This is a genomic window from Kitasatospora sp. NPDC101157 (assembly GCF_044768255.1).
Taxonomy (GTDB): Bacteria; Actinomycetota; Actinomycetes; order Streptomycetales; family Streptomycetaceae; genus Kitasatospora.
In genome coordinates, this window is sequence record NZ_JBIWPL010000005.1 from 320,511 (window position 1) to 338,443 (window position 17,933).

The following is a 17,933-nucleotide window of genomic DNA, read 5'->3' on the forward strand; positions in this document are numbered from 1 at the left end:
ACATGTACCGCACACTCGGCATCGACCTGGGCACCACCAACTCGGTGGTGGCCCACCTGCGCCGGGGCGAGCCGGAGATCATATTCAACCGGCAGAACCAGGAGGCCACGCCCTCCGTGGTCGGCAGCGGCCGCAAGGGCGAGCTGCTGGTGGGCTCGACCGCGCGCAGCCGGATCGCCATCGACGGCGCCAACGTGATCCGCTCGGTCAAGCGCTTCATGGGCCGCAAGTTCAAGGACCCGCAGGTGCAGGCGGCCCTCAAGGAGGTCGACTACAAGGTCACCGCGGGCACCGACGGCGACGTCAACGTCTGGTTCAACGGCCGCTCCTACACGCCGATCGAGATCTCCGCGATCATCCTGCACCGGCTCAAGCAGGACGCCGAGCAGCGCCTCGGCGAGCCCTTCCACCGGGCGGTCATCACCGTCCCCGCCTACTTCGGCGAGCGGCAGGTGGCCGCCACCCAGGAGGCGGGCCGGATGGCCGGCCTGCACGTGCTGCGGATCATCAACGAGCCGACCGCCGCCGCGCTCGCGTACGGGCTGGCCAGCGAGGCCGGCGACGAGGGCCGCACCGTCCTGGTGTACGACCTGGGCGGCGGCACCTTCGACATCTCGATCCTGCTGCTGGTGCCCGGCTCGGTCTCGGTGCTCGGCATCGAGGGCGACAACCTGCTGGGCGGTGACGACTTCGACCGCGCGATCACCACCGCGCTGCTGGAGGACATCCGGGAGGAGTACGGCTCCGACTACCAGCCCGACCTGCGCGACCGCCCGAAGATCGCCTCCACCGCCGAGACGGTCAAGATCGAGCTCTCCAACCAGCAGTCCTCCGAGGTCATCCTGCCCGGTCTGGGCGCCGGACAGCTGGTCCTGGAGACGGAGTTCGAGCGGGCCCGCTTCGAGGAGCTGATCGAGGCCCAGATCGAGCGGACCATCGAGCTGACCCACAAGGCCATCATGCAAGCCAACCTGACCGTCGGGGACATCGACGAAGTGGTGCTGGTCGGCGGCTCGACCTCGATCCCGCTGGTCGAGCGGCGGCTCGGCGAGGTGTTCGGCACCCGCCGGATCAAGCGCGGCGTCAACCCGATGCAGTGCGTGGCGCTCGGCGCGGCCGTGCAGTCCGCGCTGGTGGGCGAGGTGGAGTGCCCCGAGTGCCGGGCTCCCGGGGACCTCTCGGCCTCCAACTGCTCCAACTGCGCCACCTCCCTGCTCGGCGGTGACCGGGTCTCCTGCCCGACCTGCCACATCCCGGTGGACGCCGCGGCGTCCGACTGCCCCAAGTGCGGCCAGGACATGGCCGGTTCGGCCACGGGCGGAGCGGCAGGCGGGACGGCCGTCCCGAAGCAGTCCCAGGCCACCACCGTGGTGCGCGGCGACAACTGCCCGCGCTGCGGCACCCCGGCCGCCCCCGGCGTCACCGCCTGCGAACTGTGCGGCGAGGCGCTCAACTCGGCCGCCCCCGGTCAGACCAAGGTGGCCTCCAGCGCCGCCGAGGACGTCGGCCTGCGCTGCGCCTCCTGCTCCAGGGTGAACCCTCCCGGCAGTGAAATCTGCGCGGGCTGCGGTGAGTTGATGCAGGTCACCAACCCCTTCGACATCACCCCGAAGAACCTCGGCATCGAGCTCAACGACGGCCGGCTGGCCGTCATCATCCCCAAGAACACCAGCTACCCGACCAGTTCGCCGGTCAGCCGGGAGTTCGTGGTCTCCGGCAGCGGCCGCCAGCGCCTGGAGATCGCGGTGTACGAGGGCGAGCACGAGATCGCCCAGCAGAACGAGCTCATCGGCCACCTCACCCTGCGCCTGCCGGAGGGACTCGGCGGCCGTACCCCGGTCGAGGTCTCCTTCGGCCTCGACCGCGACCGCACCATCACCCTGTCGGTACGGATCCAGGGCGGCGCCGAGAAGACCGTCAAGCTGGAGCGGGTCACCCTCGACCCGGAGCTGAAGGTGCAGGTCGAGGAGCAGCAGCGGCAGATCGAGACCTTCACCGACCGCTGGGGCGGTGAGCTCACCGAGGCCGAGATGCGCGAGGCCCAGCGGCTGATGGACGCGCTGGACGACCTGGCGGCCGGGCAGACCCGCGGCCAGTCGGTGGACGAGGCGCTGGAGCGGGCGCAGCGCCAGCTCAAGGCCCAGCGCTGGGTGCGCGGATCGGAGGCGTACCTGAGCCTGTTCATCCACTACTGCGAGAAGCACCTGGACCCGAGCGACCTCGACCGGCTGCGCTCGGTGGCCGCCGAGCTGCGGCTGCGCCGGGAGGCGGCCGACTGGGAGGGCGCGATGCGCGCGGCCCAGAAGGCGGACGAGCTGTGCGACTCCCTCGGGCACACCTTCCGGATGCTCACCATGTGCAACGTCTACGTGAGCCAGAACATGATCTCGCCGGCCCTGGCGCAGCGGATCATGGCGGAGCTGCGCGGGCTGGACGACGCGGTGGAGGCGCCCAACATGGAGGCGGTCAACACCCACATGTCGAACCTGCTGGCCCTGTACGCGCAGGCGCAGCGGGAGCTGGGCAGCGAGCCGGCCGCCGAGTCGCTCGGGCCGGTCCGTCCGGAGGAGGCGGGTCCGCGATGAGTGGCGAGCCCCTTCCCGAGGTCCTGTGCCCGCTCTGCAGGGTGCCGGCCGACCGGCAGTCACTGGGCTGCCCGTCCTGCCGGGAGGATCTGAGCGTGCTGTTCCGGCTGCGTTACGCCGCCCGGATCGACTACAACCGGGCGCTGGACGCGCTGGCGGCCGGTGACGGGGGTCTGGCGCATGGTCTGTTGCACCGGGCAGTGGAGGCCGAACCGGGGCTGGAACCGGCCCGGGAGCTGCTGGAATCACTCAGCGTGTCCGGGCCCGCCGGGGTGTCGGGGGCCGACCGGGACGGCGACACGCCCCCGGACTGACCAATCCGGGCCCTCCTGACCTGCCGTCGCGTTCGATCGGTGCGAGTGTGATCGTCACACGGACGTTTGCCACCCTCACAAGGAGTCACGCAATGCGTATTCGCACCACCCTCGTCGCCACCGCGCTCGCCGCGGTGACCGTCCTGGCCGGTGCCGGCACCGCCGCCGCGGGCAGCGCGACCGCCAACGGTGTCGCCGCCAACTCGCCCGGTGTGCTCTCGGGCAACCAGATCCAGATCCCGATCAACCTCGAAGCCAACGTCTGCGGCAACTCGATCGACGTGATCGGGCTGCTCAACCCGGCGTTCGGCAACATCTGCATCAACGGCTGACCCGCGCACAGGGGCCGCCCGTCGGATCCGACGGGCGGCCCCGGCGTGGTGTCGGTACCCCCGTTCGGGGGTGGCGGCGCGGGTTCGGGACCGCGACCATGGTGGCCTGTCCCGCACCGCCGCACCCAGGAGCCAGCCCGTGCCGACCACGCCGACCCCGCGCAGCTACGCCTCCGGCCCCTCGGACGTCCCGCTGCTCGGCGACACCATCGGGGAGAACCTGGACCGCGCGGTGCGCGCCTTCCCCGACCGCGACGCCCTGGTCGACCGGGCCACCGCCCGCCGCTGGACGTACGCCCAACTCGCGGCCGACGTCGACGCGCTGGCCCTCGGCCTGCTGGAACTCGGGATCGCCAAGGGCGACCGGGTCGGCATCTGGGCCCCCAACTGCGCCGAGTGGACACTCACCCAGTACGCCACCGCCAAGCTCGGCGCGATCCTGGTCACCGTCAACCCGGCCTACCGGGCGCACGAGCTGGAGTACGTGCTGAACCAGGCCGGGATCCGGCTGCTGGTCGCCGCCGAGAGCTTCAAGACCTCGGACTACGCCGGGATGATCGAGGAAGTCCGGCCGCGCTGCGCCGGGTTGGAACGCGTGGTGCTGCTCGGCAGCCCCGCCTGGGACGGCCTGCTGGCAGCCGGCCGCACGGCGGATCCCGCCCTGCTCGCCCTCTTCGCCGAGCGCCAGGGCGAGCTGGCGCCGGACGACCCGATCAACATCCAGTACACCTCGGGCACCACCGGCTTCCCCAAGGGCGCCACCCTCTCGCACCACAACATCCTCAACAACGGTTACTTCGTCGGGGAGTTGCTCAACTACACCGAACAGGACCGGATCTGCGTCCCGGTGCCCTTCTACCACTGCTTCGGCATGGTGATGGGCAACCTCGCCGCCACCTCGCACGGCGCCTGCACGGTCATCCCGGCCCCCTCCTTCGAGCCCGGTGCCACCCTGGCCGCCGTCGCCGCCGAGCGCTGCACCTCGCTGTACGGCGTGCCGACCATGTTCATCGCCGAACTCGCCGACCCCGACTTCCCCCGCTACGACCTCGGCAGCCTGCGCACCGGCATCATGGCCGGCTCGCCCTGCCCGACCGAGGTGATGAAGGAGGTCATCGAGCGGATGGGCATGGCCGAGGTGTCGATCTGCTACGGCATGACCGAGACCTCGCCGGTCTCCACCCAGACCCGTACCGACGACCCGGTCGAGCGGCGGGTCTCCACGGTCGGCCGGGTCGGCCCGCACCTGGAGGTCAAGGTCGTCGACCCGGCCACCGGCCGCACCGTCCCGCGCGGCGAGCCCGGCGAGCTGTGCACCCGCGGCTACTCCGTCATGCTCGGCTACTGGGACGAGCCGGAGCGCACCGCCGAGGCCGTCGACGCGGCCCGCTGGATGCACACCGGGGACCTCGCCGTGATGGACGCGGACGGCTACCTCGCCATCACCGGGCGGATCAAGGACATGGTGATCCGCGGCGGCGAGAACCTCTACCCGCGCGAGATCGAGGAGTTCCTCCACGCCCACCCGGACGTCCTCGACGTCCAGGTGATCGGCGTCCCCGACCCGAAGTACGGCGAGGAGCTGATGGCCTGGGTCCGGATGCGCGAGGGCGCCGAGCCGCTCACCGCCGAAGCCGTGCGCGCCTACTGCGAGGGCCGGCTCGCCCACGTCAAGGTGCCGCGCTACGTGCACGTGGTCGACGAGTTCCCGATGACGGTCACCGGCAAGATCCGCAAGGTCGAGATGCGGGAGATGGCCGTCCGCATCCTCGGCCTCTGAGCTGCGAAGACACCGACGGCCCGCCCCGCCGGGGTCGGGCCGTCGGTGAACCGGCGCTCAGTACCGCGCCCCGCCCGGTGGGACGGGCCGCCGGATCAGGGCAGGATGTCCGCGCCGTTGAAGCGCAGCAGCAGGGCGAGGTCCCGGATGTCGTCGTGCCGGGTCGCCCAGAGCAGGAACCGCTCGACGCCGAGCCCGAAGCCGGAGGTCCGCATGGGGTGGCGCTCGTTCATGATGACGTACCACTCGTAGGCCTCCTCGGAGACCTCGTGCAGTTCGAGGGCGCGGCGCAGGTCGGCGACGTCGGTGTGGCGCTCTCCCGCCCCGACCGTCTCGCCGACGCCGAACAGCAGGTCGGCGCTGAGCGCCTTGGTGGGGTCCTGCGGGTCGAAGGCCTGGTAGAAGGGCACGCTCAGGTGGTCGGGGTGGGTCAGCCAGACGTACCCGCCGAACTTGTCCATCAGGAGACGCTCGCCCTGGCGGGTGAGGCTCCGGCAGCCGGGCTCCAGCTCCTTGACCGTGCCGGGCCGGTCCTTCAGGAGCGCGTACGCCTCCTCGAAGGCGATCCGCGGCAGCGGGCCGCTGCCGGCCAGCTCCTCCAGGTGCCCCACCGTCCCGGCCATCCCGGTCACGGCCTCGCGGCCGTGGGTGAGCAGGGCCCCGGCCAGGTGCCGCAGGTAGGCCTCGACCACCTCCATCATGTCGTCGAGGCCGCCTGCGATCTCCGCCTCGCTGTGGAAGAACTGGCACAGGTGGGTCTCGTCCGCCGCCTCACCGCGGAAGGACGGCATCAGGTAGTAGGAGCCCTCCGGGGCCAGCCGGCAGCCGAACTCCAGGACGAACTGCATCGAGTCGGCGAGGTAGGTGGGAACGCCCTCCAGCTCGACCTGGACGGGCGAGCTGTCGCTTCCCCGGCCCATCGGGCTGGAGATCGATCCGGTGGTCACCGGGAGGTGCAGGTTGCGCGCACCCCGCTTGGTCCAGAACTCCGTGGTGCTGTGGGTGACGATGTCCTGGAGGACCGCCAGACTGCGGTACCAGGGATTCTCAAGAACGGTCAGGTAGTGCTTTTCCGGGGTCGCCCAGGAGCGGGGGGCGACGACGGTCCCGGTCGGGTTGACGGACATTCACGTCCTCCAGTTGTCGGTGCGCGGGTTGTCGCACGGTGAATTCGGGTCTTGTTGCGGGAATGCGGAGCGGCGGCCCCGTTTCCCGTCACGGGTCAGGCCCGGAGAAGCTCCAGGCAGTCGGCCAGTGCCCGGGTGGACTCGGGGGAGTGGTGGCCGGTGGGGCGGTCCCCGGTCACCACGGGCGCCATGTCGGCGTAGGAGGAGAGCCGGAGGTCCTCCAGCGGCGGGACGCCGCGGGACACCACCCCGCCGGTGTCCTCCATCCGCAGTTCGCGGCCCCGCAGGGTGACGCACCGGTCGACGTCCGTGATCGTCAGGCTGGCCGCCTCGACGGCCGAGCGGACGGTGACCGCCAGGGAGAGCCGCGCGCCGGACTCGAACTCGACGCTCCCGGCGGCCGAGCCGGTTCCGGCCCCGCCGAGGCTTCCGGAGACCGGCCTGCCGAACAGCTGGCAGGCGAGGTCGAGGTACGGGCTGACGGTCCGCACCAGGGCCTCGGGCAGCTGTCCGTCGTCCGCCGCGTCCGCCGGCCCGCGCGGGGCCGGGGCGGATCCGGAGAGGACCAGCCCGCCGCAGGTGCCGGACGTCCACCTCCGGTCCAGGAAGCCGTTCCCGGCGGCCAGCAGGCCGCGCAGGGGCAGCACCATGCCGACGGGGGCCGCGCCCTCGCCGTCGTCCTCGGCGAGTTGGTCGATCTCGGCCGCGGAGAGCGGCAGCCCCTCCTCCAGCAGGACGGCTTTTCCGGCGCCCCGGGCGGCCTGCCCGAGGGCGACCCGGTCGGCGGGGGGCACGGCGAGGACGAACAGGTCGATCTCCGGGGTCGCGAGCAGGTCCCGCCAGGTCTCGGTCGCAGCCGTGTCGGCGCCCGGGACGCCGCGGGGGCCCGTCTCCCGGTAGAGTTCGAAGGATTCGCAGCGCCGCAGCGAGGCCCAGGCCCGGTGGGCCGCGAGGCCCTGCCCCACGATGGTCGTCACGATTGGCATGGCTCTCTCCCGGGACCGGGTGGCGGTGGTTCGGACGGCGACTCAGACCGCGACCATGAGCCGCTGCCAGGTGGTGACGCCGAAGGCCGGGGTTCGTACGGAGCCCAGGGGACGCACCCCGGTGCCGTCCAGGCGTTCCAGGAGGGCCAGCACGCCCTCCCGGAGGACGACCCGTGACAGCAGCGCGCCCAGGCAGTAGTGCCGTCCCAGGCCGAAGGACAGGTGGCGCGGCCCACCGCGGCCCGGGCGGAACGCGTCCGGGTCCTCGTAGACGGCCTCGTCCCGGTTGGCCGAGGCGATCACCAGGACCAGGCGCCGCCCGGCCGGCACCCGGCGGCCGCCGACCTCCAGCGGCACGGTGGTGGTCCGCGGGACGAAGTGGAACGGCGCGTCGTACCGCAGCGCCTCCTCCACCACCGCCTCCAGCAGCTCCGGACGGGCGAGCGCCTGCGCCCGGGTCGCCGGGTCCCGGCGCACCAGGACGTCGGCGGTCGTGGCCAGGGCGCTGGCCACCGGGTCGATCCCCCCGGTCAGGAGCTGGGTGAACAGGGCGAGCGCGTCCTCGGGGTCCAGCTCGGCGATCCCGCGCAGGGGGATCAGCCGGTCGTCGTCGGTGGCGCGCAGCCGGGGGATGACGGTGCCCCGGAGGTAGTCCCGCAGGTCGTCCCGGGCCCGGAGGGCGGTCCTGGCCCGCGCCGCGTCCGCCGTGGGAGTGCTGAGGAAGCCGATCAGCCGGGTCGACCAGTCCCGGACCAGCCGGACGTCCTCCTCCGGCACCCCGAGCACCGCGCAGGTGAGACGGACGGCCAGCGGGGCGGCGAAGGCGTCGAAGAGGTCGGTCTCCCCCTCGCCGACGGCTTCGAGCAACTCCCGCGCCGTCCGGCGCACGTGGCCCGCCCAGGCCTCGGCGCTGCGGCGCGGGAAGGCGGGGGCGACCGTCTCCCGTAGCCGGGTCTGGTGCGGCGGGTCGCTGAAGACCATCCAGGAGTTGAAGAAGGCCATGGCCTCCTCGACCTCAGGGCGGTCCTCCTCGCGCTGCGGCCCGGTGTAGTCGCCCGGGCAGGCGGAGAGGCTCTCCTCCCGCAGCAGCCGTGCGACGTCGTCGTAGGTGGTGACGTACCAGGAGTTCGTCGGTTCGTTCCAGTGCACCGGGTCCAGCGCCCGCATCCGGGCGAACACCGGGTACGGGTCGAACGCCGTCTCCTGCGTCAGCAGGATCTCCGGGTCAAACACGCGCACGCCTACCCTTCAGCCAGGACACGACAAGTGGAGCGGCACCCGCGGCGGCACCCGCCACCGCGAGGCCCGCACCGGCCCACCGGTTGCGGCGGCCGGCCGTCAGGACCCGGGAGCAGGCGGCGACCGCCCGGTCCGGGGCGCCGAACAGCGGGACGGAGTACCAGGACAGGTGCCAGAAGGAGATGTCCATGGTCGCCTTCACGGCGCCGTGGAAGGCGGCGGAGGACAGTCCCAGCAGCCGCCGGTGCCGCCAAGCCATCAGCATCAGCGGAGCGAAGGCGAGTTCGTAGACCAGCGCCAGGGTCGAGGCGGCCCGCGCCGGGCTGGGCTCCACCGCTGAGAGCCGCTTGCCGAGCGGGGTGCCGAGCTCCGCCCAGGCGCCGCGCAGCGTCGAGCCGCGGGTCCACTTCCAGCCGACGGTGACCACCTTGGCCAGGCCCGACTGGAGGTACATGGCCGCGTAGTAGGACTGCAGGGCGGCCACCACGGCGGTGGCGTACCCGGCCGCGGCGTCCCGGTCCCCGTCGCGCTCGACGTCGTCCACCAGGGACAGCAGCCCGAGGAAGACGTTCAGGTGGCTGTTGTAGCTCCAGAGGGTCCGGTCGAGTCGCACCACCTGACGCTGCAACAGGCCGAAGGACACGTTCGCCGCGACCCGGACGACCGGGTGCCCGGCACCGAGCGCCCAGGCCCCGGCGGAAACCGCCGCGACGGCGCGCAGCGCCTCGTACGCCCGCGGGTCCATCGGCCGGCCCTCGACCGGCTCCTCCCCGGCCTCGTCCGCCAGCCGGGTGTAGTCGGCGAGGAACCGGCCGGGCGGGAGGTGCCACACCGTACGGACCACGGCGGCGCCGGTGGTGAGGCGGACCAGCGGCAGCCGGTCCAGCGCGTGGTCCTGGCGGACGTAGATCTCGTGCAGCCGTCGGCCGACGGCGCGTGCCGCGCGCGGTCCGCCGGCTGTTCCGGGGAGGTTCATGGGGCTACCTGCTCGTCTCGTGCGGCCAGTGGACGGTGGTCCCGGCGGCGGCGCCGGTGGGATCGTGACGGTGGATCAGCTGCGCCGAGCGCACCGAGCTGCGGTCGACCGCGTCGCAGTCCCGGTCGACCTCCACCAGGTAGACGTCGAGGGCGGTGAACTCCGCCCCCGCCGGGGCCCGGAAGGAGGCCCGCACCTCGTCGAAGTCCGCCCAGGACGTGCGGTTGAGCAGGTCGAGGGTGCGGGCGCAGAACCGGGTGCGCAGTTCCGCGTCCTCGTTGACGAAGAACATCCGGTTCATGATCGCGACGACCCGGAAGAACTCCACCGGGAGCAGCGGCCACGGGTCGACGGGTCCGGTGACGCCGCCCGCGGAGTCGTGCAGGACGACCCTGAACTGCTGCCAGCGCTCCGGGAGTTCGTAGGTGAACATGTTGTACGCGCAGAACGGCCAGGAATTCCGGTTCCGGAAGGTGTGCCAGAACTGGACGCCGAGATAGGCGGCCGCTCCCAGGAGTACGGCCCGCGAACGGACTGTGTGCTGCATGGCGTGGTCTCCAGCCCGGCGGGCCGGGGCGTGCGGCGGGCGCCGCACCCCCCGGCCGGCCATCAGGGGTCGTTCCGGTCAGCCGGCCCGGCGCAGCTCGGCGATCGCGTCCGGGACACCCTCGATCGGCACGCCGCGCTCGTTCCCGGAGGCCATCTCCCGCACCGTCGCGGAACCGGCGGCCTGGAGGGAGACGAGGAAGCCCACCTCCGCCTCCGTCGCGATGCTCAGCGCCTTGTCCGCGCCGACCGGGTCGAAGACCGCCTGCACGGACAGGCCGGCCTCGCGCAGCCGCCGCACGGTTCCGGTCACGGCCTGGGCGTCGCCGTCCTCGCGGCGGACGACGGTGACGGCCTCGTGCCGCAGGCCCTGCTGCTTGCGCACCCCGTCCTCGCGCAGCAGGCCCATCAGCCGCGCGAGACCGACCGACATGCCGACGCCCGGGTAGCTGCTCCCGTTCACGTGCTTCAGCAGGTCCTGGTAGCGGCCGCCCGCGCCGATCGCACCCCAGTGCTCGCGCCCGGTGGCGAAGGTCTCGAAGACGGTCCCGGTGTAGTAGTCGTGGCCCCGCGTGATCGAGAAGTCGAGCACCAGGTGGTCCTCCGGCACGCCGAGGTCGTGGGCGGCGCTGATCACGGTGTCCAGCTCCTCGATTCCGACCTGGTCGGCGCCCCGGAGCTTGAGCAGGTCCCGGGCGTCCGAGAGGGTCGGCGAGGAGACCAGCCGGCCGAGGTCCGCGGCGACGTGCTCGGGGATGCCGGAGGCGACCAGCTGGCTCACCGTCTCCTCGACGGGCTGGCGGTTGCCCTTGTCGAGGATCTGCACGATGGCCCGGGCCCGGTGGACCCGCACGCCGTGGCTGTCCAGCAGGGCCGCGAGCACCTTGCGGTTGGAGATGCGGACGGTGAAGCCGTCCACGCCGATGTTGCGGAAGGCCCCCACCAGGGCGTTGGCGATCTCGGCGTCGTAGAGCAGGCTGAGCTCGCCCTGGCCGATGACGTCCACGTCGCACTGGTAGAACTCCCGCCAGTGGGTGGCGGTCGGCATCTGCTCCGCCCGCCAGACCTTGTTGATCTGGTAGACGTGCAGGGGGAAGGAGAGCTTGCTCGAATGCTCGGCGATGAAGCGCGAGACCGGGACGGTCAGGTCGTAGCGCAGGGCGAAGTTGGCCCCGGTGTAGGACTCCGGCGGCTCCTGGACGGTGAAGGCGAACTCCGGGATGCCGCCGTCGAGGTACTGGGCGCCGCCGGCGACCAGGACCTCCTGCCGCTGGATGCAGGCGGAGTCCAGCGGCCGGAAGCCCCGGGCCTCGAAGCCCTTCCCGATCGTCCGGATGATGTCCTGCTCGAACATCACGTCGGCGGGCAGGGACTCGGGGAAGCCGGGCATCGAGATGTCGAGCTGCCGTACCGAGGCGTCGTCACGACCGGATGTCGTGGTGCTCATGAAGCGATCCAATCTCGTGTAGGTGAAGGCGGGTTGCCCTCGGCACCGGGGAACCCGCGAGGCACCCGGGAGGGCGCCGGGTCCGCCCGGCCGCCGGACGGTGGAGCCGTCGGCGGCCGGGCCGGCGTCCGTCAGGCGGTCGGCGCGAGGAGGGTCAGCCGGGGCGGCCCGTCCGGCGCGCAGTCCAGCCGGGCCCGGCCGCCGACCGGGACGGTGAGCATGGGCGTCGAGTGCCCGAAGGGGTATCCCGCCGCGATCGGCAGGTGCGCGGGCAGCAGGTCGCGCAGCACGTCGTCGAACCCGGTGAAGCCGCTCAGGCAGGCCCGGGCCCCGCCGATCCGCCCGACCAGAACGCCGGCCGCCCGGTCGAACACCCCGGCCAGCCGCAGCTGACACAGCCGGGCCGCGAACTCGTCCGGTGCGAGGCCCTCGGCCTCCAGGAAGACCAGCGCGTCCTGCGGCGGGTCCGCGTACGGGGTGCCGCAGGTGAGCGACAGGACGGACAGCGAGCCGCCCCACAGCGTTCCCTCGACCCCGCCCCCGGTCCCGGCCCGTACGGTCCGGATCCGCTCGCCCTCGCGGGGAGCGCGCGGCCGGGTGTCCTCCTTGTCCCACCAGAGCAGCTCGTCCGACCACTCGGGCGGCTCGGCCACCGGGCGCCCGGGGTGGAGCCCCGCGCCGCCGGTCAGGGCGCGGAACTCCTCCCGGGTGTACTCCCAGACCCCGCCCGCCTCGCCCCACTCGGACACCAGCATCGGCCCGTGGAAGGCCACCAGGTGGGACCGGCGGGAGACGGAGTTGAGCAGGGTGGTGAGGTCGCTGTAGCCGATCAGCGGCTTGCCGGCCTCTCCGATCAGCTGCCAGTTGAGGTGCGGCAGCACGTTGAGCAGGGTCCAGCCGCCGACCGCCGCCATCACGCCGTCGACCTCCGGGTCGAGCAGCGCGCGGTGCAACTCCTCGGCCAGCGCGGTGGGTTCCAGGGTCGACACGCCCCGGGCCGCCTCGCAGGAGGGCAGAGGCCGCACGGTGAAGCCCTCGGAGCCGAGGCTCTCCACCCCCCGGGCGAAGCGCCTGGGGAAGGCGACCGGGGCGGGGGAGCTCGGGGCCCAGACGGCGAGGGTCGCGCCGTCGGTCAGCGGGGACGGCCAGGTGATCACGGCCGTGCCTCAGACCGCGGTCGAGACGAACAGCTCGGGCTCGACGTCCGCCGGCTCCTTGCGGAGCAGCAGGGTGGTGAAGCCCATGTGGCTCAGGTTCACCCGGAACAGCTGCATGTACTCGCGGTAGCGCTCCTGGACCAGCTTGCGGGCGTCCTCGGGCAGTTCGGCGAGGTGGGGGCGACGCAGGATGTCGTCCACGAAGCGGTCGACCTCGTCGGCGGGGACGGCGTCGAAGCGGTAGTCCTGGACGAAGTAGGCGTGCCGCTCGCCGCCGACGAAGAAGTCGATCCAGAAGTCGCGGTAGAGCGGCGTGATGTCCACCTGGATGGCGGCCCGCACGTCGTCGATCAGCTGGTCGGACGGGGTGTCGATGTAGTACATCGGGATCGCGCCGATGAAGCCGCCGGTCTTGAGGACCCGGGTGTACTCGGCGAGGGCCTTGTCCCGGTCCGGGATCAGCGAGGTGACGTTCCCGCAGAACACCATGTCGAACGCGCCGGAGGGGTAGCCGGTGTCGGTGGCGTCCTTGCGCTCGAAGGTGATGAGGTGGGCCACGCCCGCCTCCTCGGCGCGGCGGCGGGCCTCGACGAGGCTCTCCTCGTTGATGTCGATCGCGGTGATCCGGCAGCCGACGAGCTTGGCCAGCTCGACGGCGGTGATGCCGGTGCTGGTGCCGATCTCCAGGACGTGCGAGTCCTTGGTGAGGAAACCGTTGGCGGCGATCTGAGCGATGCTGCGGATGCCGCCCGGCGGGCGGTTGGTCTCGCGGACCACGCCGATGAGCTGGTTGTAGTTCATCTTCTCGATGTCGCTGACGGTGGTCATGCGTGTCTCTCCTCCGGTCGGGCCGTCGTCGTTCGTCGGCCGTGGACGTCGGTTGGCTTCCTCGCGGCCGGTGGCCGCGAGCAGTTCGGGGAGCGGCCGGCGTTCGCCGGTCGCGGGTCATCCGAGGGGCTCGACCTCGACGCGCAGCAGGTCGGTCACCCGGCGGGCCAGCGCGTCGTACTCCTCGCGGCTCCCGGCCCCCAGGGTCACGAAGGCGCACCACTCGGACGGGTGGGCGTGCTCGACGGTGTCGCCGACCGCGCGCAGCCGCTGCGCCCGCAGCACACCGTCGACGGCGAGCATCTCGGACTCCTCGGGGATCGCGGTGATCCGGCCGGGCCCCTCGGGGCGCAGGTGGAGTCCGCCGAGATGGGGGCGGCTCGGCGCGGGCACGGGGATCGTGCCGGTGACGGCGCTGGCCGCGATGGCCTCGTGGATCTCGTAGCCGAGCCAGGCGCTGATCACGGCTCCGATCCAGGCGCCGGCCATCCGGGAGGCGATCTCGGAGAAGACCAGCTCGCCGTCGGGCCGTTCGAAGACCTCCAGGTGGGTGGGGCCGTCGGTGATGCCGAGGGCGCCGTTGACCTTCCGGTGCAGTTCGCGCATCCGCCGGTAGAGGTCCGGGGCGTCCGCCTCGTTGACGACGTAGCTGCCGTCGCGCGGGGTGTCGTCGGCCCCCGGGTCGTCGTCGAGGACCGCCATCCGCGGCCGGTAGTAGGCGCTGATGATGAGGTAGTGGGCCTCGCCGTCGCGCCACAGGGCGTCCACGTGGTACTCGCGTCCGGAGACGAACTCCTCGACGGTGAGCTGGTGGGACTTCAGGTGCGGGTCGGGTTCGAGGCCGCGCAGCACCCGGTCCAGATCCTCGGGGCGGTCGACCCTGACCGTCCCGATGGCGCCCGACCCGGCCACCGGCTTGACCACCACCGGGAAGGCCAGTCGCTCGCGGACGGCGGTGACGTCCGCCTCGTCGGAGGGGTCCACCAGGGTGTGCCACGCCGCGGCGGGCACGCCGGCCCGGCGCACCCGGTCCTTCATCAACCGCTTGTCCCGGAAGGCGACGTGCCGCATCGGGTCGTCCGACAGCCCGAGCAGGACCCCGAGGTAGCCGGCGCCGAACTGGCTGAACTCGGTGAAGCTGACGATGCGGTCGATCTCCGCGCCGCGCAGGGCGAGGTCCGCGGCGATCGCGGCGATCTCCTCGATCGAGTCGAAGTCCTTGATCCGGTAGACCCGTTCGGCCTTCGCCAGCAGGTCCCAGTCGGGGTTCATGCAGGCGGTGTCGAACTCGTCGAGGATGACGATGACGCGGGGGGTCAGGTCCAGCATGGACCTGGTGAGGTGGACGTTCCACTTGCAGATGACGATCTGCGGCGGTCCGGGCACTGCTGACATGGCGCTCCTGCCTTGGGAGGGTTCGGGCACGGCTGCGGGCGGTGTGGTGGGTGCGGGCGGGAGGTGCGGCCGGCTCACCCGAGCCGGAAGGAGAACTCGCGGTGCACCCGGTCCGCGGCCTCGGCGACCTCCGCCTCCGTGCCTCCGGTCACCATGAACGCGGCGAAGAAGTTCTCGTTGTCCAGGGACCAGACCTCGAAGTCGTCCCAGACGTAGCCGTCGAGCACCCCCGGGAGCTCCTTCATCCGCTCCAGCGGGGTCACGTCGACGACCTTGCCCATCCGGTCGGGCTCGATGTGCACCATCCCGATGAGTTCGTCGTTGCGGGCCGCCGAGCCGAGCCGCTCCAGGTCCTCCTGGCCGAGCGCCATCAGGAGCATCTCCTCGACGGCGTCGAGACCGCAGGTGCGGGTGATCGCGGCGGGGTGCATGCCGCCGGCGACCCGCGGGTTGATCTCGATCAGCTCCGCGCCCCCGTCCGCCGCGATCCGGGCCTCGACGTGCAGCCAGCCCCGGTCGAGGCCGAGGGCGGTGCAGAGCGCGGTGATCCGGCGCTCCACCAGCTCGACGCCCCGGGTGAGCCGCTCGCCGCGCACCGGCGAGTGGAGGACGCCGACGTCGTGGTTGCGGGCCTCGTCCCGCCCGCTCTTCTCGACGTGGAGCAGGCCGCGGAACCGGCCGTCGATCAGCGGCCCGTCGATCGAGACCTCGGTGCCGTCCACGTACTCCTCCACGATCACCTCGAACCCGGCGCCGGCGCTCGCGCCGATGTCCCGCAGGGCCGCCCGGAGCTGCTCCGCGTCGTCGGCGCGCCGCACCAGCCGCGAGGCCCCGGAATCGGTGCACGGCTTGACGATCACCGGGTACGCCGGGACCTCCTCGACGGGGTAGGAGCCCGCCGCGCCGTGACCGGACCAGAGGTCGGAGAGGCCCAGGCGGCGCATCTCCTCCCGGACCCGGGCCTTGCTCACCAGGACCTCCCGGGCCGGCTCGCCGCCGGGCAGGCCGTAGTGCCGGGCGAGCCACGCCTGCCACTGCACCAGCGGATCCACCAGGTTGACCACGGCGGTCGGCACCACGCCGGCCGCGTCGATCGCGGCCACCGCCCGCTCCGGGCCGTCGGCGGTCCAGTCGACCACCACGTGGGCGTCGCAGGCCCCGCGGTTCATGTCCTCCGGGTTCTCGGAGACCAGGACGGGCCGGCGGCCCGACTTCCGGAGCAGTTCCGCGAGGTGGCGGACGCCACCGACGGACCTCTTGGAGAGGATGAGTACGTCCAACGATCCTGACATCGGCCAGTCCCCTGCTTCAGTCGAGTGCTTGGGTGTTCAAGTCGTCCGCGAGTTCCGGGCGTTCCGCCCGGTCCGCGTTTGGTCCCACCGTCGCGGGCCCGTTGCCCTGCTCCTGGGCGGCGTTCCGGCCGTCCCGGTCCGGCCCCGGGGAGGTGGTGCGCCAGGCCACGAGGCCGCAGGCGATCGCGGCCAGGCCGCCGATCAGCATGATGCTGCGGACACTGGTGACGCGGGCCAGTGCGCCGGCGGTGAGGGCCGCGAGAACGGCTGCTCCGTAGCTCAGCGCCTGGCTCGTCGCGTACACCCGTCCGACCAGGGAGTTGGGGGTGGCCCGCTGCATGTAGGAGGTGACGGCCACGCCGAAGACGAACCAGGCCGTGCCGATGGCGAAGAACGCGGTGATCGCGCTCCAGAAGCCGTGGGCGAGGCCGAAGCCCGCCCGGGAGGCGCCGATCGCGACCAGTCCGACGGTCATGGTCAGCCTGGTGCCGAGCCGCTCGACGATGTGCGGCGCGGCCCATCCGCCCAGGGCGCTGCCCACGGCGGCCGCCGAGAACAGCAGCGCGAACTGGGTGTCGGTGAGCCGCAGGTCCTCCTTGGCGTAGATCACCAGCAGCGAGGAGCCGACGAGCAGGACGAAGTTCAGTACGGCCGAGGTCAGGGCGATGGTACGGAGCATGGGCGTCTGCCAGATGGCCGCCATGCCCTCCTTGAGGTCCCGCCGGACCCTGGCCGCACCGCGGTCCGGCGCGTCCCGTCCCGGGGCTGCCACGGCCGCCGGCAGCGGTCCGCGGACCGCCGGCCGGGCGCCGAGCAGCAGGACGAGGACCGTCGCGCCGAGGAACGTCGCGCCGTTGACCAGGAACGGCAGGCTGGCGGAGACCGCCATCAGTGCTCCGGCGACGGGCGATCCCAGGACGTCCTGGGCGAGCATCCGGGCGATGAAGATCCGTGAGTTGCCCTTTTCCAGGAGGGTTTCCGGCAGCAGCTCCGACATCAGTGGTTGCACCGCGCTGTCCACCATGACCTCGAAGACCGGGAGCAGCAGCGCCAGGGCGTAGACCAGCGGGAGCCGGACCTCGCCGGACTGGACGAACGCGGCGAACACCAGGACCGGGACGGCCCGCAGCACGTTGGCGGCGGCGATGACCCGTCGGCGGTCGAGCCGGTCGACGAGCACGCCGGCCAGGGGGCCGACGAGCAGTCCGGGCAGTGAGGCGAAGACCATGATCAGGGTGATGTTCCCCGGGTCGTCGGTGACGGAGTACGCGAGCAGCGGCAGTGCCACCAGTCGCATCCCGTCGCCCAGCGCGGCCAGGCTGGAGGACGACCAGAGAAGCCAGTACCGCTTTCCCAGACGCACTGTCACCGGTCCTCCGTCCGATCAATTCCAGAGAGCGTCCCGACGCTTTCCCGTGAATTCGTCACCACCATCCGTTGATGAGCTTCTCCACGATTCCCCCTTTCCGTCCGGCGGGATTCCTGGCCCCCGTGACCGGCTCACCCGCTATTCAGATCATTTCCCGGCGCGGGGGCGCCGGTCCAGCGTTCCCGGCTTCGTCCGCTCGCCTTGACGGGATGAGGACAGCCGCACCGGCTGTCTCAACATCTGAGACAACGGGCGGCCGACCCGCCCGCGGGCAGGGTTGTCCACCCGACGAGGCCGCTGTGGGCCCCGCCTGCCGGGCCGCCCGGCGGGCCGAGCCGGGGTGCCGGATGAATTGGCTGGGAGTCAGTCAAAACCTCAACTAAAAGGGGAAAGCGGAGACCAAATGGAAGGGATGGTTCCGAATAGTTCCCGGGCGGCAAACCCGGCGGCCCCGTCGTAAAGGTCGTGTAGTGTCAGAAGACCGCCAGGGTCCGCCCTGGCCGGGGGAACGACATTCATGGGGGACTGCTTCGTGACAACCGGAATCGATTCCACAGACC

At 72.1% G+C, this 17,933-nt stretch carries 15 protein-coding genes; 4 read left to right on the plus strand and 11 right to left on the minus strand.

Annotation, left to right across the window (positions count from 1 at the left end; all coding sequences use genetic code 11):
• The first annotated feature begins 2 nt into the window (after positions 1 to 2).
• The 4 genes from ACIRVF_RS14025 (at position 3) to ACIRVF_RS14040 (ending at position 5,011) form a co-directional block, all read left to right on the plus strand.
• Positions 3 to 2,585: an Hsp70 family protein gene (locus ACIRVF_RS14025; protein WP_402816525.1), complete on the plus strand. Its 2,583-nt coding sequence runs from the start codon at positions 3 to 5 to the stop codon at positions 2,583 to 2,585.
• Positions 2,582 to 2,899 (plus strand): hypothetical protein, encoded by a 318-nt coding sequence (locus ACIRVF_RS14030; protein ID WP_402816526.1) that lies wholly within the window; start codon positions 2,582 to 2,584, stop codon positions 2,897 to 2,899. The genes ACIRVF_RS14025 and ACIRVF_RS14030 overlap by 4 nt, the downstream gene beginning before the upstream one ends.
• Before the next feature lie 92 nt (positions 2,900 to 2,991).
• Positions 2,992 to 3,231, plus strand: coding sequence for a chaplin (locus ACIRVF_RS14035; protein WP_402816527.1), 240 nt, complete (start codon positions 2,992 to 2,994; stop codon positions 3,229 to 3,231).
• A 139-nt stretch (positions 3,232 to 3,370) separates the two neighbouring features.
• Positions 3,371 to 5,011 (plus strand): AMP-binding protein, encoded by a 1,641-nt coding sequence (locus ACIRVF_RS14040; RefSeq protein ID WP_402816528.1) that lies wholly within the window; start codon positions 3,371 to 3,373, stop codon positions 5,009 to 5,011.
• 95 nt (positions 5,012 to 5,106) lie between these two features.
• Here the strand turns inward: ACIRVF_RS14040 and ACIRVF_RS14045 are convergent, their stop codons facing one another.
• The 11 genes from ACIRVF_RS14045 to ACIRVF_RS14095 form a co-directional block, all read right to left on the minus strand.
• Positions 5,107 to 6,138, minus strand: coding sequence for an asparagine synthetase A (locus tag ACIRVF_RS14045; protein WP_402816529.1), 1,032 nt, complete (start codon positions 6,136 to 6,138; stop codon positions 5,107 to 5,109).
• A 95-nt stretch (positions 6,139 to 6,233) separates the two neighbouring features.
• Positions 6,234 to 7,124, minus strand: a complete 891-nt coding sequence (locus ACIRVF_RS14050) for a hypothetical protein (RefSeq protein WP_402816530.1) — start codon at positions 7,122 to 7,124, stop codon at positions 6,234 to 6,236.
• Between the two features lie 42 nt (positions 7,125 to 7,166).
• Positions 7,167 to 8,363 (minus strand): cytochrome P450, encoded by a 1,197-nt coding sequence (locus ACIRVF_RS14055; RefSeq protein WP_402816531.1) that lies wholly within the window; start codon positions 8,361 to 8,363, stop codon positions 7,167 to 7,169.
• Positions 8,350 to 9,339, minus strand: coding sequence for a hypothetical protein (locus ACIRVF_RS14060; protein ID WP_402816532.1), 990 nt, complete (start codon positions 9,337 to 9,339; stop codon positions 8,350 to 8,352). Before ACIRVF_RS14060 ends, ACIRVF_RS14055 begins: the two co-directional genes overlap by 14 nt.
• A gap of 4 nt (positions 9,340 to 9,343) precedes the next feature.
• Positions 9,344 to 9,886 carry a hypothetical protein gene (locus ACIRVF_RS14065; RefSeq protein ID WP_402816533.1) on the minus strand — a complete coding sequence of 181 codons (543 nt, stop codon included), beginning with the start codon at positions 9,884 to 9,886 and terminating at the stop codon, positions 9,344 to 9,346.
• A 78-nt stretch (positions 9,887 to 9,964) separates the two neighbouring features.
• Entirely contained in the window at positions 9,965 to 11,332 is a 1,368-nt protein-coding gene (locus ACIRVF_RS14070; RefSeq protein WP_402816534.1) for a histidine--tRNA ligase, read from the minus strand.
• Between the two features lie 131 nt (positions 11,333 to 11,463).
• On the minus strand, positions 11,464 to 12,489 hold the full coding sequence (locus ACIRVF_RS14075) for an LD-carboxypeptidase (RefSeq protein WP_402816535.1): 1,026 nt from the start codon (positions 12,487 to 12,489) through the stop codon (positions 11,464 to 11,466).
• Between the two features lie 9 nt (positions 12,490 to 12,498).
• Positions 12,499 to 13,317 carry a class I SAM-dependent methyltransferase gene (locus ACIRVF_RS14080; protein WP_402816536.1) on the minus strand — a complete coding sequence of 273 codons (819 nt, stop codon included), beginning with the start codon at positions 13,315 to 13,317 and terminating at the stop codon, positions 12,499 to 12,501.
• Between the two features lie 117 nt (positions 13,318 to 13,434).
• Positions 13,435 to 14,712, minus strand: coding sequence for an ATP-grasp domain-containing protein (locus tag ACIRVF_RS14085; protein WP_402816537.1), 1,278 nt, complete (start codon positions 14,710 to 14,712; stop codon positions 13,435 to 13,437).
• 74 nt (positions 14,713 to 14,786) lie between these two features.
• Entirely contained in the window at positions 14,787 to 16,004 is a 1,218-nt protein-coding gene (locus tag ACIRVF_RS14090) for an acetyl-CoA carboxylase biotin carboxylase subunit family protein (RefSeq protein WP_402816538.1), read from the minus strand.
• A 16-nt stretch (positions 16,005 to 16,020) separates the two neighbouring features.
• Positions 16,021 to 17,373, minus strand: a complete 1,353-nt coding sequence (locus ACIRVF_RS14095; protein ID WP_402816539.1) for an MFS transporter — start codon at positions 17,371 to 17,373, stop codon at positions 16,021 to 16,023.
• Positions 17,374 to 17,933 lie beyond the last annotated feature (560 nt).